At 69.9% G+C, this 21,826-nt stretch carries 20 protein-coding genes and 2 pseudogenes; 16 read left to right on the forward strand and 6 right to left on the reverse strand.

Annotated features, from left to right (window positions below; translation table 11 throughout):
- Nucleotides 1-34: 34 nt before the first annotated feature.
- Nucleotides 35-379: a DUF6176 family protein gene (locus tag ACN27D_RS18305; protein ID WP_358171318.1), complete on the forward strand. Its 345-nt coding sequence runs from the start codon at nucleotides 35-37 to the stop codon at nucleotides 377-379.
- On the opposite strand, the gene ACN27D_RS18310 is transcribed toward ACN27D_RS18305, so the two are convergent.
- On the reverse strand, nucleotides 327-1,772 hold the full coding sequence (locus tag ACN27D_RS18310) for a M20/M25/M40 family metallo-hydrolase (RefSeq protein ID WP_358171319.1): 1,446 nt from the start codon (nucleotides 1,770-1,772) through the stop codon (nucleotides 327-329). The two genes, ACN27D_RS18305 and ACN27D_RS18310, sit on opposite strands and share 53 nt — an antisense overlap.
- A gap of 11 nt (nucleotides 1,773-1,783) precedes the next feature.
- A complete protein-coding gene (locus ACN27D_RS18315; RefSeq protein WP_358171321.1) occupies nucleotides 1,784-3,019 on the reverse strand; it encodes an activator-dependent family glycosyltransferase in 1,236 nt (411 codons plus the stop codon).
- Between the two features lie 247 nt (nucleotides 3,020-3,266).
- On the opposite strand from ACN27D_RS18315, the gene ACN27D_RS18320 reads away from it, so the two are divergent.
- The 6 genes from ACN27D_RS18320 to ACN27D_RS18345 all read left to right on the forward strand — a co-directional run bounded on the left by ACN27D_RS18320 (nucleotide 3,267) and on the right by ACN27D_RS18345 (nucleotide 9,543).
- Nucleotides 3,267-4,427 carry a hypothetical protein gene (locus ACN27D_RS18320; protein WP_358171322.1) on the forward strand — a complete coding sequence of 387 codons (1,161 nt, stop codon included), beginning with the start codon at nucleotides 3,267-3,269 and terminating at the stop codon, nucleotides 4,425-4,427.
- A gap of 70 nt (nucleotides 4,428-4,497) precedes the next feature.
- Complete coding sequence (locus ACN27D_RS18325; protein WP_421499590.1) at nucleotides 4,498-5,727, forward strand: hypothetical protein; 1,230 nt, start codon at nucleotides 4,498-4,500, stop codon at nucleotides 5,725-5,727.
- Nucleotides 5,728-5,730: 3 nt separating this feature from the next.
- Nucleotides 5,731-7,035 (forward strand): lipopolysaccharide biosynthesis protein RfbH, encoded by a 1,305-nt coding sequence (gene rfbH, locus ACN27D_RS18330; RefSeq protein ID WP_421501171.1) that lies wholly within the window; start codon nucleotides 5,731-5,733, stop codon nucleotides 7,033-7,035.
- A 53-nt stretch (nucleotides 7,036-7,088) separates the two neighbouring features.
- Nucleotides 7,089-8,249, forward strand: coding sequence for a DegT/DnrJ/EryC1/StrS family aminotransferase (locus ACN27D_RS18335; RefSeq protein WP_421499591.1), 1,161 nt, complete (start codon nucleotides 7,089-7,091; stop codon nucleotides 8,247-8,249).
- The gene (locus ACN27D_RS18340) at nucleotides 8,246-8,968 is read left to right on the forward strand and encodes a class I SAM-dependent DNA methyltransferase (RefSeq protein WP_358171325.1); all 723 of its coding nucleotides are present in this window, start codon (nucleotides 8,246-8,248) and stop codon (nucleotides 8,966-8,968) included. Before ACN27D_RS18335 ends, ACN27D_RS18340 begins: the two co-directional genes overlap by 4 nt.
- A complete protein-coding gene (locus ACN27D_RS18345) occupies nucleotides 8,965-9,543 on the forward strand; it encodes a dTDP-4-dehydrorhamnose 3,5-epimerase family protein (protein ID WP_358171326.1) in 579 nt (192 codons plus the stop codon). The genes ACN27D_RS18340 and ACN27D_RS18345 overlap by 4 nt, the downstream gene beginning before the upstream one ends.
- Before the next feature lie 50 nt (nucleotides 9,544-9,593).
- Here ACN27D_RS18345 and ACN27D_RS18350 read toward each other — a convergent pair whose 3' ends face one another.
- Nucleotides 9,594-10,418, reverse strand: coding sequence for an ABC transporter permease (locus ACN27D_RS18350; RefSeq protein WP_358171328.1), 825 nt, complete (start codon nucleotides 10,416-10,418; stop codon nucleotides 9,594-9,596).
- 14 nt (nucleotides 10,419-10,432) lie between these two features.
- Nucleotides 10,433-11,332: an ATP-binding cassette domain-containing protein gene (locus tag ACN27D_RS18355; RefSeq protein ID WP_358171330.1), complete on the reverse strand. Its 900-nt coding sequence runs from the start codon at nucleotides 11,330-11,332 to the stop codon at nucleotides 10,433-10,435.
- Nucleotides 11,333-11,514: 182 nt separating this feature from the next.
- Between ACN27D_RS18355 and ACN27D_RS18360 the strand changes: the two genes are divergently transcribed.
- Nucleotides 11,515-12,015 (forward strand): MarR family winged helix-turn-helix transcriptional regulator, encoded by a 501-nt coding sequence (locus ACN27D_RS18360; protein WP_120571825.1) that lies wholly within the window; start codon nucleotides 11,515-11,517, stop codon nucleotides 12,013-12,015.
- Between the two features lie 11 nt (nucleotides 12,016-12,026).
- On the opposite strand, the gene rfbA is transcribed toward ACN27D_RS18360, so the two are convergent.
- Nucleotides 12,027-12,908, reverse strand: a complete 882-nt coding sequence (rfbA, locus tag ACN27D_RS18365; protein WP_358171332.1) for a glucose-1-phosphate thymidylyltransferase RfbA — start codon at nucleotides 12,906-12,908, stop codon at nucleotides 12,027-12,029.
- A 181-nt stretch (nucleotides 12,909-13,089) separates the two neighbouring features.
- Between rfbA and ACN27D_RS18370 the strand changes: the two genes are divergently transcribed.
- Together ACN27D_RS18370 and ACN27D_RS18375 are read left to right on the forward strand one after the other, a co-directional pair.
- Entirely contained in the window at nucleotides 13,090-13,689 is a 600-nt protein-coding gene (locus tag ACN27D_RS18370) for a malonic semialdehyde reductase (RefSeq protein ID WP_120571823.1), read from the forward strand.
- A gap of 999 nt (nucleotides 13,690-14,688) precedes the next feature.
- Nucleotides 14,689-15,753: an IS110 family transposase gene (locus ACN27D_RS18375; protein ID WP_358171334.1), complete on the forward strand. Its 1,065-nt coding sequence runs from the start codon at nucleotides 14,689-14,691 to the stop codon at nucleotides 15,751-15,753.
- Nucleotides 15,754-16,220: 467 nt separating this feature from the next.
- Here ACN27D_RS18375 and ACN27D_RS18380 read toward each other — a convergent pair whose 3' ends face one another.
- The gene (locus ACN27D_RS18380) at nucleotides 16,221-17,534 is read right to left on the reverse strand and encodes a reverse transcriptase family protein (RefSeq protein WP_205775926.1); all 1,314 of its coding nucleotides are present in this window, start codon (nucleotides 17,532-17,534) and stop codon (nucleotides 16,221-16,223) included.
- Nucleotides 17,535-17,819: 285 nt separating this feature from the next.
- Here ACN27D_RS18380 and ACN27D_RS18385 point away from each other — a divergent pair.
- The 6 genes and pseudogenes from ACN27D_RS18385 (at nucleotide 17,820) to ACN27D_RS18410 (ending at nucleotide 21,792) form a co-directional block, all read left to right on the forward strand.
- A pseudogene (locus ACN27D_RS18385) lies at nucleotides 17,820-18,355 on the forward strand (RNA polymerase sigma factor).
- Nucleotides 18,352-19,137 (forward strand): zf-HC2 domain-containing protein, encoded by a 786-nt coding sequence (locus tag ACN27D_RS18390; RefSeq protein WP_421499592.1) that lies wholly within the window; start codon nucleotides 18,352-18,354, stop codon nucleotides 19,135-19,137. Before ACN27D_RS18385 ends, ACN27D_RS18390 begins: the two are co-directional and overlap by 4 nt.
- The gene (locus ACN27D_RS18395) at nucleotides 19,134-19,889 is read left to right on the forward strand and encodes an ABC transporter ATP-binding protein (RefSeq protein ID WP_358171338.1); all 756 of its coding nucleotides are present in this window, start codon (nucleotides 19,134-19,136) and stop codon (nucleotides 19,887-19,889) included. The genes ACN27D_RS18390 and ACN27D_RS18395 overlap by 4 nt, the downstream gene beginning before the upstream one ends.
- Nucleotides 19,890-19,966: 77 nt before the next feature.
- Entirely contained in the window at nucleotides 19,967-20,275 is a 309-nt protein-coding gene (locus ACN27D_RS18400) for a hypothetical protein (protein WP_358171339.1), read from the forward strand.
- Nucleotides 20,276-20,346: 71 nt separating this feature from the next.
- Nucleotides 20,347-21,159 (forward strand): hypothetical protein, encoded by an 813-nt coding sequence (locus ACN27D_RS18405; protein WP_358171340.1) that lies wholly within the window; start codon nucleotides 20,347-20,349, stop codon nucleotides 21,157-21,159.
- Nucleotides 21,156-21,792: pseudogene (locus ACN27D_RS18410) on the forward strand (hypothetical protein). Before ACN27D_RS18405 ends, ACN27D_RS18410 begins: the two are co-directional and overlap by 4 nt.
- Nucleotides 21,793-21,826: the final 34 nt, after the last annotated feature.

Here is a 21,826-nt window from a genome sequence, read left to right on the forward strand (position 1 = left end):
CTCCCGTCCGCAGTCAGAGTGAGGAGACCTTTCCATGGCCGTCCGCTGCATTCGGGTCATCCTCCGGCCCGGCACCGTCGACCGGGTCCGTACCCTGTTCACCGACCTCGGCCGACGGCGTGCGGAATTGCTGGACGCCTGTGAGCGCATGGGCATCCGGCGGGAACGGGTCTTCCTCGACGCCGCCAACCCTGGTGGGCCCTGCCTGCTGATGGTGCAGGAGAGCGACGACTTCGCAGAGACGTCCCGCCGGTTCCTGAGCTCCACTCATCCGATTGACGTCGACGCCCGCGCCATCCTCGCCGAGGTGGCCGCCACCTCGGAGGTCATCGAGCTGCTGGGAGCGCTGGACTCGGATCCGTCCCCGGCGGGACCGTGAAGCGAGCGAACATCCGGTACAACAGCTCGGCCCCGCGGCGCAGCTCGTCGACGTGTACCCGTTCGTCGTCGCCGTGCATCCGGACCATCGTCTCGTGGTCGACCAGGTAGGGGTAGAGGCCGTAGACCGGTACGCCCCGGTCACGCCACGGCTTCCCGCTGGTGCCGGCCTCGAACATGGCCGGTACCGCGGGGACGCCGGGGAAGGTCCGCCGTGCCGCGTCCTGCCAGGCGGCGAAGATGTCGGTGCCGGTGGGGGAGGGCGCCTGCGACCAGTCGCGTTCCCACCGGGCCAGGGTCTGTTCCGGTGTCTCGTACGGTGGGCCGACCGGTGCCGTGGTGGCGTCGTCATCGACCACCGTCCGTAGTTCGCCCAGCAGTTCACGGGGTGTCTGTCCGCCGGGCAGGAAGCGAATCTGCAGGAGCACGGACGCCCGCGCCGGGATGACGTTGGCGCGACGGCCGCCGTCCTGGGCCACGAACGCGACTGTCGCGCGCAGCATGGCGTTGTGCAGCCACGGGTACGGGCTGTGCTTGACCACCGCGTCGGCGGCAGCCGCGGCCGACCGGGGTGTGTCGGCGTCCAGCACCGCGGCGATCGCCTCGGCCAGGCGATCGTCGGTCGTGGAGCTCGCCAGGGCCGCGAAGTACCGGCGGTTCAGGTCGGTCAGGGTGACGGCGGGCTGCCAGCGGCCGACCCGCTCCACGACCTGAGCCAGCCGGGTGATCGCGCCGCCCGGCTGCGGCCGCGACGAGTGGGTGGCGACATGCTCGGTGGTCAGCCGTACCGCACCGAACGCGCGGTCCAGGCAGGACATCGAGGCGAGCATGGGCGTACGGCCGTCGGACTGGGCGAGGGTCCATCCTCCTTCGGTCACTACGGCGCCGGCGGCGACCTTGTCCCAGTGGTTCTCGACCAGCCAGGGTGTGCCGTACCAACCGCCCTCCTCGTCGCAATCGGCGAGATAGATGATGTCCCGGTCGAAGACGGCGCCCTCGGTCACGTGGCGCAGCAGCGCGTTCATGAACGCGGCGCCGGCGCCCTTCATGTCCAGGCTGCCGCGGCCGTACAGGAACCCGTCGTGCACCGCCGCTCCGAAAGGCTCGGTGCGCCAGCGTTCCCGCTGCACCGGGACGACGTCGGAATGCGCCAGCACCAGCAGCGGCGGCGCGATCCCGGTGCCCCGGATCCGGGCGAGGAAGTGGACGTTGCCGGGCTTCGGCGTGGCTATCGTCTCGGTGGGCACGTCGGCGTGTTCCCACACTGAGCGCAGCATCCGGGCCAGCGGCAGGGTGTCGGCACCCTCGCCGTCGTGCGACGTGTCGTGCCGGATCATCGACTGGGCCAGCGACAGCACGTCGAAGTCGGCGGGATCGTGCGAGATGTCGCTCACGGCTGCTCCCATCAGCGCCGGCGCTCGGCGGCGATCTTCTCGAGGGTCGGTACCAAGTCGTTGGGGCTCGGCCGGGCCTGGTTCTCCGCCTGCACCGCATAGGCACCGGTCCGGAAGGACGGATCACCGACTATGCGGATGAGGGCGTCGCGCATGGCCGCCGCGGAGAAACCGCCGACCGGCAGGTGCAGGCCCGCACCGCGCTCCTCCAGGAACATGGCCTTCGGGGTGGTGTCCCAGTAACCGTGCGGGACGATCAGCTGCGGTACGCCGTGCGCCAGCGCCGTGCCGAACGAGCCGGTGCCACCGTGGTGGATGAGCGCCGAACAGGACGGCAGCAGCGCCTGCAGCGGTACGAAGTCGACCAGCCGCACGTTGTCGGGTACCCGCCGGGCCGATCGGGCCTGCGCGGCGTTGAACGTGGCGACGACCTCGATGTCCAGGTCGGCCACGGCGTCGAACATTTCGTCAACGGAGAGGTCGCTGACGTCCCAGCCCTCTCTGGCGGTCAGACCGAGTGTGAGGCACACCCGCGGCCGGCGCGGCGGTTCGTGCACCCACGGGGGGCAGGAGGCCGGCCCGTGGTAGGGCACATATCGCAGGGGCAAGTACTCCAGGTCGACCGGTAGCCGCAGCGCGCTCGGCAGCGGGTCGACGGTGTACTGGCCGACCACGAGCTCCTCGTCGAACGCCAGATCGGTGCCCGGAACCGGCGTGGTCAGCAGCTCGGCAAGCGGGTCGTCACGCAGTTCTTCGGGCTGCCGGCGCAGCAGGTCCAGGAACATGGCGCGCATCTGGCCCATGAAGTCCAGGCCGACCAGCATCCGGACGTGCGCGGCCCCACTGGCCACGGCCGCCGCCGCCCCGCTGAAGCTGAACATGTCCCAGACCGCGAGGTCCGGCCGCCAGGCGCGGGCGAAGCGCACGATCTGTTCGCGCAATTGGTGCGGCTCGTAGTACGGGAACATCAGGCCGCTGAACACCGCGAACTTGCCGAGCATGTAGTTCCAGTCCAGGCTGGCCGGGCGGGGTTCCGCGTAGGTGAAGGCGTCGGAGGTCAGCCTTCGCGGCGTGGGCATCGGTGCGGCCACCGGAAGTGCCGTGAGACCGGTCGCCTCGATGCGGTCGGCGAGCTGACTGCTGCTGACGATCCGCACCTCGTGGCCCGCCGTGTGCATCGCCCAGGCAAGCGGGACCATGTTGTAGAGATGGGTCGACTGCGCCACCGTGGTGAAAAGAACCCGCACGTCTGCTCCCGTTTCGCCGAGCCGCTCTCCCCGGCCCGGTCCACAGGTGGCCGGCGGCCCCCGGGTGGAGATCCGCCCGTCACGCTAGGCGGGCAGGGTCGAGCCCCGGTCGAGGATCGCTGACCTCCGGCGCGGCGCCGGTCGGTCCGGTGCCAGGGCTCCAGCGGTTCTCGATTGCGATGCGACTCAGCCGCGGACGCTGCTGGCTAGCTTGTGGTCATCGGCAACCGGCGGGGAGGTACGGCACGTGGACCTGGGCGACCTGGAGCAGGACGGCCTGGACTGGGATGACCTGCGTTGCCTGATCGACGCGGCCGGATCCGGCGAGCCGGCCCTGACCGCCGTGGTGCGGCGCCTCGGCCCCGGGCGGGTGGCGTCGGTGCTCGTGCGGGAGCTGTCGGAGCGGATCGACGAGCATGACCTGGCCGGGCGCGAGCCCGTCACCGTACGTTTCGATCTTGCCTTCGACCGGTCGGTCGTGAGCAGCTCGATGCAATGCGGCCCGGCCGGCGCCGAGGAGTCCGCCCGGCCGCATCCCGATCCTCAGGTGACCGTCGAGCAGGACCTGACTGACCTGACGCGCGGCGTGTACGGCCCGGACGCGGTGCGGCGCAATCCCACGCGCCGCCTGGTCTGGCACGATCAGACGCCGATCAGCTCCTGGTCGGAGGTGCCGCACACGGCGCCGGTTGTGCAGTGCCTGCTGCGGGGCTCCGCGCCGCAACGTGCCGGGCTCGCCGAGCTGATGCTGCGTCACGGCTCGGACAAGTGGGGCCTGCACTTCTACCCTGAGCACTACGACCGCTATCTGGGCGGACTGCGGGACAGCCCTGTCGTGGTGCTGGAGATCGGCATCGGCGGGTTCCACGTGCCGGACGTCGGCGGCGGGTCGCTGCGAGCCTGGAGCCGGTACTTCCACCGGGGACTGGTCTGCGGTGTGGACATCGAGAGCAAGACCACGGTGCCCGGGCAGCGCATCCGCACCCGGTGCGGCGATCAGGCGGACGCGGAGTTCCTGCACTCGGTGGTACGCGAGATCGGTGCCCTCGACGTGATCATCGACGATGGAAGCCACCGCAGCGACGACGTGATCGCCACGTTCGGGACGCTGTTCCCGCTGCTGCGACCCGGCGGCCACTACGTGATCGAGGATCTGCAGACGTCGTACTGGCCGAGGTTCGGCGGTAGCAGCACGGACCTCACGAGTGCCCGGACCAGCATGGGCTTCCTCAAGCTGCTTGTCGACGGGCTCAACCACGAGGAGATCGGCCCGTCGAGCGGCCGACCGCCGACCGGCACCGACACTCAGATCAGCGGGGTGCATTTCCACCACAACCTGGCTGTAGTGACGAAGGGCCGCAACGAGGAGGGCAGCCTCCCACGCTGGCATCCGGCACGGGCGGAGTGACCGGCCGGCCCGGGCACGCACCAGCGGCTCGCCCCGTCCGGGCGAGCGCGGCCACATCGGAGGAGGAGAGATGACGCTGGCACCAGCGCGAGCGGAACCGACGGATGCGGAGATCGGAGAGTACCTGCTGGCGGCCCGCGGCCGGCAGTGGATCGCGGGAGCCGTGGGCGACGAGCGGGATCCTTGGTCGTTGCTGCTGCGCGGCGGTGACCGGGCGGAACAGGCGCACCGTGCCCGGCAGTACAGGGACGTGTACCGCAGCCCCGCCGGGTGCTGGGTGGTCACCGCCTACGACCGGTGCGCCGAACTGCTCGGCGATCCCCGGATGGGTCTGTGGTACCCCGATCCTGCACCGGGTCGCCGGTCGGCGTACGAGTTGGCGCAGCCGTTGCTGAGTCATCTGCTGTCGCTCGACCGCGCCTTTATGTGCCTGGACCCGGCCGAGTACCGGAACCTGACCGCCTGGACGGACCCGGTCCTTGGCGCCGAACCGGTGGAACACCACGTGGACCGGCTGACCGCGTTGTGTCGCGCCGAACTCGCCCGCCTGCCGGAGCGTTTCGACCTGATCCGGGACTACGCCCAGCCCGCCGCGGCGGCGGCACTGGCGGAGCTGATCGAGTTACCCGTGCCGCATCGGCCCACGCTGGCCGCGGTCTCCGCCGCTGCGGCGGTGGCTCTGGACGCGGTGCTGTGCCCTCCGCAGCGGCCGGTCGCGCTGGGGTTGCGCTCGGCCGTGGAGACGGCGCACGAGATCCTCGGCCGGGAGCGCGACACGGCGGCCGTGCCGCCTCGCGTGCTCACCGGCGTCGCCGGTGTCGAGATGGCGGCTCAGCTGACCGCGAACGTGCTGCTCGCCCTACTGCGCGACCCCGCCGGTCACGACCGTGTCCGCGCCGAGCCGCAGCGGATACCGGCGCTCGTCGAGCAAGCGCTGTGTGACGACCCGCCGGTGCGCGTGGAGCATCGGGTGGCCCTGGCCGACGTGCCGGTGGCGGGGCAGGTCATCGCCGCGGGCAGTGAGGTCGTTCTCTGGGTCGAGGCCGCGAATCCGGGGCGCGGTGCCGGGGCAGGCAACGGCCGGGTACGCCCGCCGCTGACCGTCGACGCCGGGCTCTACACGCGCTGTGTCGCCCCGTTCGCCCGGGTCGTCGCCACGGCCGCGGTCACCGCCGCCGTGTCGTCGCCCTACCCGGTGCGCCCGGACGGTGAGCCGCTGCGGCGACTGCGCTCGCCGGTCACAGCAGCACACACGCGGATCCCGGTGGCTGTCACCGCGATCCCTTCGACGGAGGGCTGACCCATACCGGACGACACGCGAGAGCTGATCCTCGAGGCGGTCCGCAAGTACCACCGCGAGCAGGAGACACCCCCCTTTGTGCCCGGCGTGACCCCGATCCTGTCGTCCGGCGCGGTTCTCGACGAGGACGACCGGGTTGCGTTGACGGCCGCGGCGCTGGACATGCGGATCGCCGCGGGACCCAGCGCCCGGCAGTTCGAGAGCCAGTTCGCCCGCCACATCGGCGTTCGCAAGGCCCACCTGGTCAACTCGGGATCATCGGCCAACCTGCTGGCGCTGTCCGCGCTGACGTCACCCAAGCTCGAGGACGTACGGCTCCGGCCGGGCGACGAAGTGATCACCACGGCGGCCGGCTTCCCGACCACCATCAACCCGATCGTGCAGAACGGGCTGACCCCGGTCTTCGTCGATATCGAAATGGGCACCTACAACGCCCCGGTGGAACTGGTGGAACGCGCCATCGGACCCCGAACCCGGGCGATCATGCTGGCTCATGCTCTCGGCAACCCGTTCGCGGCCGCCGAGATGGCCGAGCTGGCGGCGGCCCATGACCTGTTCCTGATCGAGGACAACTGTGACGCGGTGGGTTCCACATACCGGGGCCGGATGACCGGCACGTTCGGTGACCTGGCCACGGTGAGCTTCTATCCCGCCCACCATATCACCACGGGCGAGGGCGGCTGCGTGCTGACCGACAGCCTGGAGCTGGCCCGGCAGGTCGAGTCCTACCGCGACTGGGGCCGGGACTGCTGGTGCGAGCCCGGCACCGACAACACCTGCCGGAAGCGGTTCGCCTTCCAGTTGGGCACCCTGCCGGAGGGCTATGACCACAAGTACATCTTCTCCCACGTCGGGTACAACCTGAAGGCGACCGACGTGCAGGGTGCCCTGGCCCTGAGCCAGCTGCGTAAGCTGCCTGCCTTCGGCGACGCCCGGCGCCGCAACTGGCGCCGGCTGCGCGACGGCCTGCAGGACGTGCCGGGGCTGCTGCTTCCCACCGTGACACCGGGCAGCGATCCCAGCTGGTTCGGGTTTCTGATCACCGTGCTCCCGGACGCTGGTTTCACCCGCGCCCAGCTCGTCGCTTTCCTTGAGTCCCGTGCGATCGGGACGCGCCGCCTGTTCGGTGGCAACATCACCCGGCATCCGGCGTACGCCGACGTGCCTTACCGGGTCTCGGGTGAGCTGACCAACTGCGACGTGGTCACCGACCGGACGTTCTGGCTCGGGGTCTACCCGGGCCTGACCGCCGAGATGATCGATTACGTCGCCTCGTCCATCGTCGAGTTCGTCACCGGTAACCGCTGACCGTCTCGGCGCCGCGCCGGATCACGCCATGCCGCAAGCTGCAGGAGATACAGGTGATAAACGTATTCCAGCCGACCGTCGGTGCGGCGGAACTGGACGCGCTGTCGGAGGTCTTCGCCTCCGGCTGGCTCGGCCGCGGGCCGCGCACCGCGGCGTTCGAGGCGGCGTTCGCTGCGCACATCGGCGTCGAGCCGGCGCACATGACGTTCCTCAGCTCCGGGACGGCGGGGCTCTTCCTCGCCATCGAGCTGCTCGGGCTGGGCCCCGGTGACGATGTCGTGCTCCCGTCGGTCAGTTTCGTCGCGGCGGCCAATGCGATCACCGCGTCCGGCGCGCGCACCGTTTTCTGCGACGTCGACCCGCGGACCCTCAACCCGAGCTGTGACGATGTGGAGCGGGCCGTGACCGGCCGTACCAGGGCCGTCGTGATCCTGCACTACGGCGGCTATCCGGGCGACATCGCCGCCGTCGCCGACTTCTGCCGGCAGCGCGGCCTGATGCTCATCGAGGACGCGGCGTGTGCGGTGGCCTCGACGGTGAGTGGCCGGGCCTGCGGGACGTTCGGCGACATCGCGATGTGGAGCTTCGACGCCATGAAGGTCCTGGTCACCGGGGACGGCGGCATGCTGTGGGTCCGCGATCCGGAACTGGCCGCGCGGGCCGGTCGGCTGTCCTACCACGGGCTGGCCCAGGACAGCGGGCTTCGGTCCGCGGCCCGCGTGCCGCATCGATGGTGGGAGCTGAAAGTCCGCGACTTCGGTCGGCGCGTCGTCGGTAACGACGTCACCGCGGCCATAGGCGCTGTTCAGCTGAGCCGGTTGCCGGACCTGCTGCGGCGGCGGGCGGAGATCGTGCGGCTCTACGACGAGTTGCTCGCCGATACGCCGGGGGTGAGGTTGCCCCCGCCTCTGCCCGACGGACACACCTCCTCCTACTACTTCTACTGGGTGCAGCTCGACGCCACGGTCCGCGATGCGGTCGCCGCTGATCTGCTCCAACGGGGGATCTACACGACGTTCCGCTATCCGCCGCTGCACAAGGTACCCGTCTACGGTGCCCGGGTGGTGCTGCCTGAGACGGAGCAGGCTGCGGAGGAGACGCTGCTGCTGCCGCTGCATGCCGGTCTCGACGACGACGAGGTGCGGACCGTGGCCGGTGAGCTGCGCGCGGCGGTCCGGCGGCATGGGGCTGGCTACGAGGAGGAGCAGAGATGACCGGTACGGCGTACAGCGCGCGGCACGCCGAGATCTACGACACCGTGCACGCGGCGCGCGGACGTGACTGGGCGGCCGAGGCGGAGGAGATCGCCGGGCTGATTCAGCGGCTGCGCCCGGGTGCGCGTTCACTTCTCGACGTGGCCTGTGGGACGGGCGGTCACCTGCAGAGGTTCCGCGAGCGGTTCGAGCGGGTGGAGGGCCTGGAACTGTCCGACGGGATGCGTCAGGTGGCGGCACGCAAGCTGCCCGGGGTGACGCTGCACGGGGGCGACATGCGCTCCTTCCGCCTGGCGGAGCCGGTGGAGGTGATCACCTGCATGTGCTTCTCAATCAGTTATCTGCCCACGGTGGACGGTCTGTGCCGCGCCGTGTCCACGATGGCAGCCAACCTGGTGCCCGGCGGCGTCGTGGTGGTCGAGCCTTGGTGGTTCCCGGAGAATTTTATCGACGGCTTCGTGACGGCCAGCGTCGCTGAGGGCGACGGTCGGGTGATCACGCGGATGTCGCACTCGGTCGGGGCTGGCCGGCAGACCCGGATGACCGTGCGGTACACCGTCGGCGACGCTGGCGGGATCCGCGACTTCACCGAGCAGGAGCTCCTCACGCTCTTCACCGAGCAGGAGTACCTGTCGGCGTTCGAGCGGGCCGGTATCGCGGCACGCCATCAGCCGGGGCCCCCGAACGGCCGTGGCCTCTTCGTGGGAATCCGGGCGTGACGTCCACCGGGATCGAGGAGCTCGCGGTCCCGGGCGCCTTCCTGGTGACACCCGGCATGCACCGTGATGACCGGGGAGTCTTCTACGAGGCGGTCCGGACCGACGACCTGGAGCGACTGACCGGGCGTCCGTTCCGTCCTCGTCAGATCAATTACTCGGTGTCGCGCCGCGGTACTCTGCGCGGGCTGCACGGCGTCCGCGTCCCGCCGGGGCAGGCCAAGTTCGTTACCTGCGTACGCGGGGTGGTCCGGGACATCATCGTCGATCTGCGTGTCGGCTCGCCGTCGTTCGGCGCGCACAGCGTCACCGTCCTGGAGGCGGACTCCGGCCGATCGGTGTTGGTACCGGAGGGCGCCGGCCACGGGTTCCTCGCGCTGACCGACGATGCCTGCATCTGCTATGTGGTGTCGACGCCGTACGTGCCGGGCACCCAGTTCGAGGTCGACGCCCTCGACCCGGAACTGGCACTGCCCTGGGGGCTGACGGAGCCGCCGATACTGTCCGGCAAGGACGCCGCCGCACCCACCGTGGCGGAGGCAGCCAGCCGGGGACTGCTGGCCTCCTGGGCCGGCTGACCGGCCGGCCTCCGGCGTAATCGCGGGTTCCGCCGGAGACCGACCGGGGTCTACAACGGGCGCCGGAAACCGATGATGGCGGCGACCATACCGACGATCATGAGGGCGAGGCTGGCGACGAGGGTCAGGACCACGCTGTTGCCGACGGGCATGTCGAAGGCCAAGTTGCGGGCGGCGTCCACCAGGTAGGTGACCGGGTTGACCTTCGCGACGGCCTGCAGCCAGCCGGGCAGGTTGGCCACCGGCACGAACATGCTCGAGACGAACATCAGCGGGAACAGCAGCATGAAGCCCAAGGCCTGCATGCCCTCGGCGGTGCGCATCCAGGCACCGAGGGCGAGGAAGACCCAGACGACACCCCAGCTGACGGCGAGGGCGAGCAGGCCGGCGAGCGCGACGCCGGACAGCCCTCCCGGCGGATCGAAACCGAACAGCAGGATCGCGAGCACCACGAGCATGGTGATGACCAGGGTATTCCGGATCACCTCAGCGATGCTGCGGGCGAACAGCACCGAGATGTTGCTGATCGGCAGCGACCGGAACCGGGCGAGCACTCCGCTGTGCATGTCGGTGGTGAGGCCGACGCTGGCCTCGGATGCCGCGGAGAGACCGGAGACGGCGATGAACGCCGGCATCAGGAAGTCGACGTACGTGATACCGGCCGGGAAGTTGTCGGCGCTGGCCAGGCTGCTGAACACCTGGGTCAGCAGCACCAGGAAGACCACCGGCTGGGCCATCGAGATCAGGAGGAGTTGCGGGTTACGGACCAACCCTCGCAGGGACCGGCCGGTCAGGATGAAGATCTGGACGAGGACGTTCGTGCCCCGCCAGGTGGAGGTATCCACCCGGCTGGCGACGGCGCTGATGGTGGACATGACAGCCTTTCGGGTCACGCCGCGGTGGGCAGCGTTTTCCTGCCCGACAGCGACAGGTAGACATCGTCGAGGGTGGGTTCGGTGAGCACCAGACGGTTGATGGCGACGGAGGCGTCGTCCAGGGCCCGCACGACGGAGGCGAGACCGGTCGATTCCTCCAGTGCCACGTACAGCTCGGCGCGTTCGTCATCATGGTGCGGATCCAGCCGGATCCGTTCCAGCGCCCGCAGGGCGGCGTCCATCTGCGTTTCCTCGACCAGGGTGACGTGCGCGGTCAGCCGGCCGACCTGGGCCTTGAGCTTCTCCGGCGTGCCGGCGGCGATCACGCGGCCGCTGGAGAGCACGGTGATCTCGTCGGCGAGACGATCGGCCTCCTCCAGGTATTGGGTGGTGAGGAGCACGGTCGCGCCGTTGTGGGTCAGATCCTCGACCAGTTTCCACACCCCGTTGCGGCTGACCGGGTCCAGCCCGGTGGTGGGCTCGTCGAGGAAGATGACCTCGGGTTCCCCGACGATGCTGGCGGCGATGTCAAGCCGGCGGCGCATGCCTCCCGAATAGGTTCCCACCGGACGTTTGGCCGCGTCCCGCAGGTCGAACAGCTCGATCAGCTCGGCGGCCCGGGCGTGGGCGCCCGCTCGGCCGGAGCCGAGCAGACGCGCGAGGAGCACCAGGTTGTCCATGCCGGAGAGCTGTTCGTCAACGGCGGCGTACTGGCCGGTCAGCCCGATGCGGCGGCGAACCTCGCGGGGCGCGGTGGTCACGTCGTGACCGGCCACGACGGCTGTGCCATTGGCGGGCGGCACGAGCGTGCTCAGGATGTTGATCAGCGTGGTCTTGCCAGCGCCGTTGTGTCCGAGCAACCCCATGACCGAGCCGCGGCGCACCCGCAGGTCGACATTGTCGAGGGCGGTCACCTCGCCGAACCGTTGGTGCAGGCCGGTGGCCTCGATCATCAGATCCGTCATGGCCTTGCCCTTTCCGTCCGCGCGCCGGGGAGCGGCGCGCGACCCATGTTGGCAACGTGTGCTTTTTGCACATAGTAGGGGGAGGAAGGAGCCCGGTCCAGGCCGAGCGCAGCCGGGTTACCATTTCCGCGATGAACAGCGGCGCGGCGGACCCGGAGAGGCCGCAAACGGCACTCGGTGCGGACGGTTCGCAGCTCGGCCCGGGTGTTGCGCTGTTCAGGTTCATCCGTCACTGGGCTCGCCGCGCGCCTCAGCGGATCGCGCTGGAGGCCACCGGTTCGAGCAACGACGTCCGGCGTGTCGTGGTGGCCGACATAGTGGCCGCGGCGCAGGAGCCCGGGCACGCCACCGTCGACGTCCGGTCGGTCGCCGAGGCGCTCGGCATCGACCGGTCCGTGGCCAGTCGCATGGTGGCCGACGCGGTGAACGCCGGTCTGGTCAAGCGCGGCGTGTCGCTCACCGACAGCCGGCACGCCGCCCTCGAGCTGACCGATCAGGGTCGCGAGCTGGTCGCGGCGGCGCGCCAGTGGCAGAACAACGTGTTCGACGCCTACACCAGCGGCTGGACGCCGGAGGACCGGCAGAGCTTCGCTACGCTGCTCGTGCGTTTCGTCGAGGCCGCCACCCGCTGACCGCCGCGGCCTCAACGGATCGCCGACGTCTGCCAATCCAGAAGCCGCAGCAGGTAGTCGCCGTAGCCGCTCTTGCGCAACGGCCCGGCGAGGTCGCGGAGCCGGTGATCGTCGATGAACCCGGACCGCCAGGCCGCCTCCTCGACACAGCCGATCTTGAGACTCTGGCGTTCCTCGATCACACGGACGTACTCAGCGGCGTGCACCAGATCCGCGAACGTTCCGGTGTCCAGCCATACCGTGCCCTGTTCGAGCAGCGTCACCCCGAGGGTGCCACGCCGGACGTACTCCTGATTGACCGCGGTGATCTCCAGTTCGCCGCGGGCGCTCGGCCGCAGATCCTCGGCGATCTTCGAGACGTCCCCGTTGTAGAAGTACAGCCCGGGCACGGCGTATCGCGAACGGGGCCGGGCCGGCTTCTCCTCGATGGACAGCACCCGCCCGGCGCGGTCCAGCTCGACCACCCCGTACGCCTGCGGATTGGCCACTGGGTAGCCGAAGACTCGCCCGCCGATGACGTCGGCGTTGTGCCGCAGGTGCCGCCCGAGCCCGGCGCCGTGGAACAGGTTGTCACCGAGGATGAGGGCGACCGGGTGGCCACCGAGGAAATCGTCGGCGATGAGAAATGCCTGGGCAATGCCCTCAGGGCGCGGCTGAATCGCGTATTCGATACGCAATCCCCATTGACTACCATCCTCCAGTAGCCGTTGGAACTGTGTCTGATCATCGGGAGTCGTGATCACCAGGATTTCTCGGATACCGGCCATCACCAGCGTGGACAGCGGGTAGTAGATCATCGGCTTGTCGAATATCGGCATCAGCTGTTTCGAGACCGCCCGGGTGGCCGGCCACAGCCGGGAGCCGGTGCCGCCGGCCAGTAGGATCCCTCGCATCCGACCACGGTAAGAGGTGGCGGAAGCCGAAGTAAAGGCGTTCAGAACTGCGTTCGACGGCTATTCGAGGAATTCTCGATCGCGGCTTCATATCGTCATCCCGGGAATGTTCTCGCCACGTTTCCGAGCGGCATCGTTCACCTCGGCGCCGCACAGGCCACCGGACTCAAGGAGATGGCGGATGACGTCCGACCACGTGCTCATCGACGGTGCCGTGCAGGATCTGCTCTTCCGCGCGGCACGCACGCCAAAAACCTTCGCCGCCGAGCCGGTCGGCGAGGATCGGATCGCCGCGCTGTACGACCTCGTCAAGTGGGGGCCAACGTCGTTCAACCAGCAGCCGCTGCGGGTGGCGCTGGTGCGTTCCAGTGAGGCGATGAGTCGCCTACTTCCGCTGCTGCGCGAGGGCAATCAGGCCAGGACGGCGTCCGCGCCGCTGACCGCGATCCTCGCTGCGGACCTGGACTTCCACGAGGAACTGCCCGAGGTCCTTCCGTCGGTCCCGCACGCCCGGGAGGCCTTCGCCGACGAAGACCTGCGCACCGAGTCGGCTCTGCTCAACGCCACGTTGCAGATCGGCTACTTCATCATCGGAGTCCGTGCGCTGGGCCTGGCCGCCGGCCCGATGACTGGCTTCGACGCCGAGAAGGTCAGCCAGGAGTTCTTCCCGGATGGCCGGCACCGGGCGCTCGTGGTGATCAACATCGGCAAGCCCGGACCGGGCGCCTGGGCCGAGCGGCTGCCGAGACTGCCGTACGACCGGATCTTCACCAGCCACTGACCGGCCAAGCGTCGATCCCTGGCGAGGTGGCTCAACGCGGGACACTGAGATGCTTCTATAGCTGTCAAGGGGTGCTGGTAGCTGGTTGGGCGTTGTTGAGGGTTCGGAAGAGTTGCCTGCTGATGTAGCGCTTGAGGTTGCGCATGACCTCGCGTTTGGTGCGGCCTTCGGCGGTGCGGCGGGTGACGTAGTCGCGGGTACGGGAGTCATGGCCCATACGGACCAGTGCGACGGTGCAGTGAACCGCCCGGATCTTGTAGAGACCTTGATTTTTGGGGCTGGGTTGTAGGAGACGTGCCCAGTCCGAGTGGTCCCGACGGCATGCCCGATCGTCGCGGCGACGCTTTCGGGCGGTGTCGGTGATGCGGGTGTCCGAGGGGCCGGGGCAGGTGTACCGGCGGTGTGGCTGCCGTGATGAGGAGACGGGTAAGCAGTTCGGCGCTCGCTGCGAGCGTCTGACGGACCTCAGTCATGGCCGCTGGTACTTCCCTTTGCAGGTCACCGGCGTGGACGGCGCTCGTGATCGGGTTCGCCGGGGCGGGTTAGCCACCTTGGCCGAGGCGAAGCAGGCCTGCTGGGAGTTGGCTCAGTTGCCGGAGGCGGTGACGCGGACCTGGACGGTGCGGCGGTGGCTGCGTTTCTGGTGTCGGAGTTGGAGGGCCGGTTGAGGCCTACGACGGTGCTCAACTACCGCAGCATCGTGGAGACGCACCTGATTCGGGAGTGTGGATCTAACGGCACCTCTCTGTGTCAAGGCGTTGGCAGCAGAGAGGTCTCCAACTTGTTGGATTGGTGGCGGAGATCAGGGTCTGCAGCCATGATCTCCGAGGTTGTGGTCGGGGTCGCTCGGGAAACACCTGCCGCCTGTGGGCTGGCCCTCGAACGGCCTGCGCCCCGGCCACAACCGCCGGCGAGAGTGGCTCGAGAGAGGTTTGTTTAGCCCGAAGTTGGTCTGCCCTCCTCGCCGGATCACTTTCCCCGGTCCTGCAAGGAGAACCCGTGCCCGCCGCCGCACCGTCAACACCGCCCCGGGTCGTCATCGCGATCGATCCCCACAAGGCCTCCTGGACCGCCGTCGCGGTCGACAGCCGACTCCAGCCCCTGGCCGCGATCCGCGTCGAGGTCAACCGCGACGGTTACCGGCAATTACGTCGTTTCGCCGGCCGCTGGTCGTATGCCGTTTGGGCGGTCGAAGGCGCTACGGGCCTGGGTGCCACGTTGACCTCTCGTCTGGCAGCCGACGGCGTCGATGTCGTTGATGTGCCCGCGAAGCTCGCCCGCCGCGTTCGGATGCTCTCCAGCGGTCATGGCCGCAAGACTGACCAGGCTGACGCTCTATCGGTCGGAATCGCCGCGCACACCGCTGCTCGACTCAACACCGCCGTAGTGGATGAGGCCATCGCTGCCCTGCGGTGCCTCACCGAACACCGCGATGACCTCGTTCGCAGTCGTACCCAGGTCGTCAACCGCCTGCATGCGCTGCTGGCCCAGCTCATTCCTGCCGGCCTGTCCCGCGGACTGACCGCCGACAGCGCAGCCGCTGCGCTGCGCAGCATCCGCCCACGAGCCGTGCTGGCCCGCACCATGCGCCAGGTCGCCGTGGAACTACTCGGCGAGCTGCGCCGCCTCGACCGGCGCATCGCCGAAGCAACAGCAACGCTGTCCGCCGCGGTCGCGGCCTCCGGCACCACACTGACCGATCTACACGGCATCGGAGACGTCACCGCCGCGAAGATCCTGGCCCGCGCCGGAGCCGTCAACAGGTTCCGGTCGGAGTCCGCGTTCGCCTCGTACTGCGGCGTCGCGCCGATAGAAGTGTCATCCGGTGACATCCAACGCCACCGTCTCTCGCGAGCCGGCGACCGGCAGCTGAACTACGCCCTGCACGTCATGGCCATGGCCCAGATCAAACGAGCGACCCCCGGTCGGGACTACTACCAGCGCAAACGGGCCGCAGGCAAAACCCACAAGGAAGCGATGCGCTGCCTGAAGCGGCGCCTGTCCGACGTCGTCTACCGCACCATGATCAAAGACACGGAGACCTCTCTGCTGCCAACGCCTTGACACAGAGAGGTGCCGTTAGCGAGACAGCCCCGCGGCGAGGGAACCAGGAAAGTTGGGCGGATTCGGTGCCGCAGGGGTTTACCTATGTGGTGCGTCGATTGCGTTGACACTTCCTGGCGGCCAGTTGAGATGTCCCGGTGTCCGCGCCCGAGGCATCACTTCGTGACCGACGCATCGCAGGTCAGTCGATGCCTGCTGACGCCCTGCCGGCCACCAATGGGTGCCGATCCGGGGCACCGCCGGGTGTGTGCCGGAACTGACTTCGGTGGTGCACGGCGGTCCGACGGCGGCGTGAGTTGTGCGAAGGTGGGCCGCATGGGCATCTTCGATCACCAGGTAGCGGTACCGGACGTCGAGCCAGAACCGTTCAGACCGCTCCGTCCCGCCTCGATGAAACCTGAGGACGTGATCCCCGGTGTCGTGGCCGAGAACCATTTGCTGGTCCACACCGACCGCGCGGCGTCAGTCTACGGTGCCGCGAGAGCGTGGGCCAGTAGCGCGGCGAGTTTGGCTGCGCGTGCCGGATGGTGATGACCGACCCAGGCAACTCGCCCGATGAGGTATTGAGCGAAGTCGGGGTGACCGGTCCTGTTCTGCGCGGCGAGGCCGGTGCGGGCGGCGTTGTGGAGGATGGCGCGGAGCTGGTCGTACTCGTCGCGTGGTGTGGCGGGGTGGTGGTTGACGACGAGTCCAGCGAGGAGTTGCCGGTCGGCCCGGCCACGGACGCGGGTCTTACCTGTGTGGACTAGGAAGCCCTCGTCGCGGGCGATGTGGGTGACGGCGGCGATCAGGGCGTGGATTCGGCGGGTGGCGAGGTCGCCCGAGAAGGTGAGATCGTCGGCGTACCGGGTGTAGGTGATCTCGAAGGCATCGGCGAGGCCGGTGAGGCGTCGGTCGAGTCGGTAGGCGCACAGGTTCGCCAGCGCGGGCGAGGTCGGCGCGCCTTGGGGCAGGTGGCCGGTTCGCAGCGCGGCGAGCCTCGTCGCTCGGTGCGGTAGGTCGGTGGGTGCGCGGCGCAGCACGGGGTTCGGGGTACGGGTGGTGCACAGTCCGGTGAGGGTGTGGGCGACTGGTTCGGGATAGCCGGCTGCGCGGAACAGGCCGTGGACGCGGGTGGCGGGGATGTGGGTGAAGAAGGCGAGCAGGTCGATCCGGACGACGACCGGCTGCGCGGCGTGGACGGCGGCGAAGGTGTGCGCGGAGCGGCCGGGTACGAAGCCGTGCGCGGCGGGGTGGACCGGGATCGGCCCGAGGACCTCGGCGAGGAGCCGGCGTTGCAGAGCCCGAAGCCGGGACTTCGGTGCCTCGATCAGCCGGCCGCCCTCGGTCCACCGGTAGTGGTAGTGGTGCAGCCGGTGGGCGGTGGCGCGGCGGTTCATGGCACGTCGGTCGGCGTACCAGTCGAGGTGCTCGATGCTCAGGCCGAGCATCGCGGCCAGGTTGCCGACCGTGTCGATGACCGGAGTGTGCCAGGGACGGCGGACCGTTCGGGTTGGCGTCACGGGGCGCGTGTGGATGACGATCGGCCGCTGGTGCTGGCGAGCGGTGGCGATCGCCGCGCGTAGCGGATCGAGGGTGCTCAGGAGGATGGCCAGCTCGCGTGGCCGGTCGGTGGGTGGGCGTGGGTAGGCGGCCAGCACCGCGTCGGCGACCGGCCACAGCCATCGCCGCCGGATGCCGAGGACGAGCCCGCCCTGGTCGACGAGATCGGCGCGGCGCCAGCCGTCGCTTGCGAGGAACGCGTCGGCGAGCGCGGTGGCGAGGGCGTGGATGGTGGTCACGATCGGGCCGGTGGTGGCAGCGTGTCCCGACGATGCCCGGTCGTGCGGGTGCACAGGCTCGCGGAGCGTGCCGACGCACCTGTGATGTGGTGCCGAGGTGAGTGTCGCGTCCCCGGGGTTGCCCCGGAGAGACCATGACCGCACCCCACGCGGGGGGCCGGCCTGGTCAGCTCGGGACACGCTGCCATGGGAGCAGCCTAGAGAACGGAGACCGCGATCGGTGTCCGCGATGCGTGTGGCGCGGCGCAGAGAACCGTTTCGCCGAGTGATGCGTCCTAACCTCGCGTGATGGACGTGGACGACGAGGAGCTGTTGCGCCTCGTCGGGAAGGGTGACCGCGGGGCGTTTGACGTGCTGTATGCGCGTAACGCGCCGTGGTTGGTGTTGCGTCTGCGCCGCCGGTGTCGGGATCCGGAGTTGGTCCGGGAGGTGGTGCAGGAGACGTTCTTGACGGTGTGGCGGGCTGCGGCCGGCTACCGCGGGGACGGTGCGGCGGTGGGTTGGCTGTGGTCGGTGGCCGCTGGTCGGTTGATCGACGCGTGGCGTCGCGCGTCGGCCCGTCCGCAGAGTGTGGGGTGCCGGGCGAGGACGTGTTGGCGTGGTCGCCGTCGGCGGAGGGCGAGGTCTTGGCGGGCGCGTATGACGCCGAGTTGGAGCGTGCGCTGCATCGGCTTGCTCCGGAGTTGCGGGCGGTGTTGCAGGCGACCGTGCTGGATGGCCTGACGGTGCGGGAGGCCGCGGTGTTGCTGGGTGTGCCGGAGGGCACGGTGAAGACCCGGGCGATGCGGGCGCGCCGCGAGTTGAGGGCGGCCCTGTCGTGACCGGGTTCCACGTCGACGCCGGGGTGCTGGCGGCGTACGCCGAAGGCGGCCTCGCTGACGTTGACGCGTGGTCGGTGGAGGCGCACCTCGACCGCTGTGCGGACTGCCGGACGAGCATCGCATCGGACGCGTCCACGGCCCTGGTGGTGGAGGCCATCGCGGTCTCGCTGGGCGTCCGGCTGCCGACGCAGGGGCAGGTGCGGCGGGCAACAGGGTGGCGGCGGATCAGGGTGTTGGTGGGTGCGGGGCCTGCGGCGCGGGCGGCGTGGTTGCTGTCGGTGGCCGTCACCGGGGTGCTCACCGCGGGGTTGGCGGTCAGCCCGACGGTGGTCCCGCCGTGGCTGCTCCTGCTGATCGCGCCGGCACTGCCCGCTGTCGGTACGGCCCTGTCGTACGGGCGGCGAACTGATCCACTGCACGAGTTGATCGCGGGGACACCGCAGGGCGGCCTGCACATCGTTCTGTGGCGCACGTTGACGGTCCTCGCGGTCGCGGCGCCCGTAGCGGTCCTGGCTGGCGCGGTGACGGGCATCGGTACGCCGGGGCTGTGGCTGCTTCCCTGTATCGCGTTGACGGTCCTGACGCTGGCGCTCGGCTCGCTGGTCGAGCCCGTGGCCGCCGCGTTCGTGGTGGCGAGCGCGTGGGCGGTGGTGGTGCTGGCACCGCCGGTCGGCGGTCTGGCGGTTCTGGTGTCGAGCGGTCCGGGCTGGCTGGGCGTCACGGCGGTGGCCGCGGTGGTGGTGTATGTGCGTCGGGAACGGGTGGGGAGGCAACCGGCATGATGACGGTGAGCGTCGACGGCCTGCGGGTCAGCTACGGCAAGCGGGTCGTCTTCGACGACCTGGACCTCGAACTCGGGGTGGGGGTGCACGGGTTGCTCGGCCCGAACGGCGCCGGCAAGACCACCCTGATGCGGATCCTGGCCACGGTCCTTCGCCCCGACCGAGGTGAGGTCCGGCTGCTGGGCCACCACATCGGCGACCCTGCGGCGTTGCGGCAGGCGCGCCGCCAACTGGGTTACCTGCCGCAGGCGTTCGGCTTCTACCCGCGCTTCACCGTCCGGGAGTTCGTGGAGTACTTCGCCTGGCTGAAGGAGATGCCTCCGGAGCGGATCCCGCTGGCGGTGGACCGGGCGATCGAGCGGGTCGGCCTGCTAGAGCGCGCCGACGACCGGATGAAGCACCTCTCCGGCGGGATGCTGCGCCGCGCCGGCATCGCCCAGGCCATCGTGAACGACCCCCGGCTACTGCGGTTGGACGAGCCCACCGCCGGCCTGGACCCGGAGCAGCGGGTGCAGTTCCGGGCGCTGCTGTGCGAGCTGGTCCTGGACGCCGTGGTCCTGGTCAGCACGCACCTGGTCGAGGACGTCGTAGCGGCGTGCACCCGGGTGAACCTGGTCGACGGCGGGCGGCCGGTCTTCACCGGCCTCCCCGACGAGCTGATCGCCGCCGGTGGGGACGGCGACAGCGGCGACTCCCCGATTGAGCGGGGCTACACGGCGGTGCTGCGGGGCGCGCGGACGGCACCGCGGTGAGGCGCGCGCTGAGGGTGGAGCTCCGCCGGGGTACGGCGCCCTTAGCCGCTGCGGCGATGTTCGGATCCGGAGTGTGGATGCTGGCTGTGCATCCGGACGACTGGGCTGGCCGGTGGGCGGGTCTCGCCAACTACCTGCGGGTGTCGATGCTGATCCTGTGCGCTCTCATGATCGCTGCTGGGGCGTGGCAGTCCGGCCGGGAACGGCGGCGCGACATCGACGAGCTGATCGCCTCCACCCCCCGCCCAGGCTGGCAACCACTGGTGATGGCCTGGCTCGCCGTCACCGTGGCCGGTGTCGCCGGGCTGCTGGTCGCGTTCGCCGGAGCGGCGGTGCTGATCGCCGGGTCGCGACCTACACCGGCGGAGGCTGGTGGTGGACGCTGACCGTCGGTGTCCTCGCCCTGGCCGCCGCCGCCGCGGTCGGCGTCCTCGTCGGCCGGCTCGTTCCGCTGCGGGTGGCGGCCCCGATCGCCGGCCTCGCCACCTACCTGGGCCTGGCCATCGTCACCTACTGGGACGGCACCTCTGCGGCGTGGCTCTCGCCGATCTACGGCGGCTGGGCGGTGTATTCGCTCGTCCCTGGCCGGGTCACCGCGTTGCAGGCAGCCTGGCTGGTGGCCCTGACGGTCCTGCTGCTCGCCGTCGCCGCACCGCAGCGGCGAGCAGCCCTGCTGGCCGGCGCACTCGCCGTCGCCGTCGCCGTGCCGATCACCACCGGCCCGGGCACCCACCGCCTCCCGGCCGACCCGAACGCGGTCGAGTTGGTGTGCACGAACAGCGGCCCGCAGGTGTGCCTGTCCCGGATCAACGCGTTCCTGATCGACGACGTTACCAAGGTGGCCCAGCCGATCCTGAGACGTCTCGACGGGATAACCGGAGCGCCCCGGCGGGCCGCCGACCAGGCCACCCAGCCAGCCGGCCAGCCCATCGAACGGGATGACGGCACGGTCTGGCTCAACCTCGACTACCAGTCGACCGCGCTGGGCGGCGTGGCCAGCCGGAAGAGCCTGAGGGCGGACTTCCGGCAGGTGACCCGGGCCAGATGTGAGGACCCGTCCGGGACACGCCGCATCGACCAGCGGGTCTACCAGACCGACACTCTGGCCACCGACTGGATGCTCGACGAGGCAGCCACCCCCGAAGGCATGCCCCTCACCAGGCTCCGCGCACTACCGGAGCCGGCGCAGCGCTCCTGGTTCGCCGCCTACCTCGACGCCGCCCACCGATGCGACATCCCAGCGCTCATTCGCCTCGGCGAGCAGCCGTGACCGGCCGCCTGCTCACGTTTCATCTGCGCTCCCGCGGCGCGACCACGTTCGTGGCCGGTGTCGGCGTCATCACGCTGCTGGCCTGGGCCGCCGGAACATGGCTCGCCACTAGGCCCTACTTCGACGGGCCCCCGCCCGCGTCCCCGTGGTCGCACTCGCACCGCTGCTGGCCGCACTACTGCTCGGCCCCACCCTCGCCAGCGCTGACGAGGACCTCGAACGCAGCACACCCCTGCCGTGGCGGCCTGGCGAGCCAGTCACCTTCTTGTCGCCGCCCTCGCTACCGCTTTGGCGCTCAGCCTTGCCGGGTTGCGAGCGCCCGACACGTACGGCGCTCAAGAACTGGTTCGCAATGCTCTCAGTTGTTTCGGACTGGTCGCCGGCGGGGCGGTGCTGCTCGGCGCGCGGCTGGCGTGGCTGCCAGCCTTCGTCTACGTGAGCGCCGTCTACGCCGCCGCTCCACGCCAGAACAGCGCCGTCGTTGCGGCCTGGGCTTGGCCGATCCAGCCCTCCACCACGGCGGCATCCTGGTTGACCGCTGCCACGATCTTCGCCGTCGGCGCGGCGGGATACGTCCACGGCGGGGCCCGCGCCTCGGCTGGCCGCCGCGCTCGTTCGACAGGCGCGCCGTGAGCTGCAACAGAGTCGGCGTGGGCGGCCATAGTGT

It is taken from the genome of Micromonospora sp. WMMD1274 (genome assembly GCF_049179035.1).
Lineage (GTDB): Bacteria > Actinomycetota > Actinomycetes > Mycobacteriales > Micromonosporaceae > Micromonospora > Micromonospora tulbaghiae.

Coding starts and splice junctions, on each gene's coding strand:
- ACN27D_RS18305 (WP_358171318.1), top strand. CDS start 35: ATGGCCGTCCGCTGCATTCGGGTCATCCTCCGGCCCGGCACCGTCGAC.
- ACN27D_RS18325 (WP_421499590.1), top strand. CDS start 4,498: ATGACGCTGGCACCAGCGCGAGCGGAACCGACGGATGCGGAGATCGGA.
- ACN27D_RS18340 (WP_358171325.1), top strand. CDS start 8,246: ATGACCGGTACGGCGTACAGCGCGCGGCACGCCGAGATCTACGACACC.
- ACN27D_RS18350 (WP_358171328.1), bottom strand. CDS start 10,418: ATGTCCACCATCAGCGCCGTCGCCAGCCGGGTGGATACCTCCACCTGG.
- ACN27D_RS18360 (WP_120571825.1), top strand. CDS start 11,515: ATGAACAGCGGCGCGGCGGACCCGGAGAGGCCGCAAACGGCACTCGGT.
- rfbA (WP_358171332.1), bottom strand. CDS start 12,908: ATGCGAGGGATCCTACTGGCCGGCGGCACCGGCTCCCGGCTGTGGCCG.
- ACN27D_RS18370 (WP_120571823.1), top strand. CDS start 13,090: ATGACGTCCGACCACGTGCTCATCGACGGTGCCGTGCAGGATCTGCTC.
- ACN27D_RS18395 (WP_358171338.1), top strand. CDS start 19,134: ATGATGACGGTGAGCGTCGACGGCCTGCGGGTCAGCTACGGCAAGCGG.
- ACN27D_RS18400 (WP_358171339.1), top strand. CDS start 19,967: ATGCTGGCTGTGCATCCGGACGACTGGGCTGGCCGGTGGGCGGGTCTC.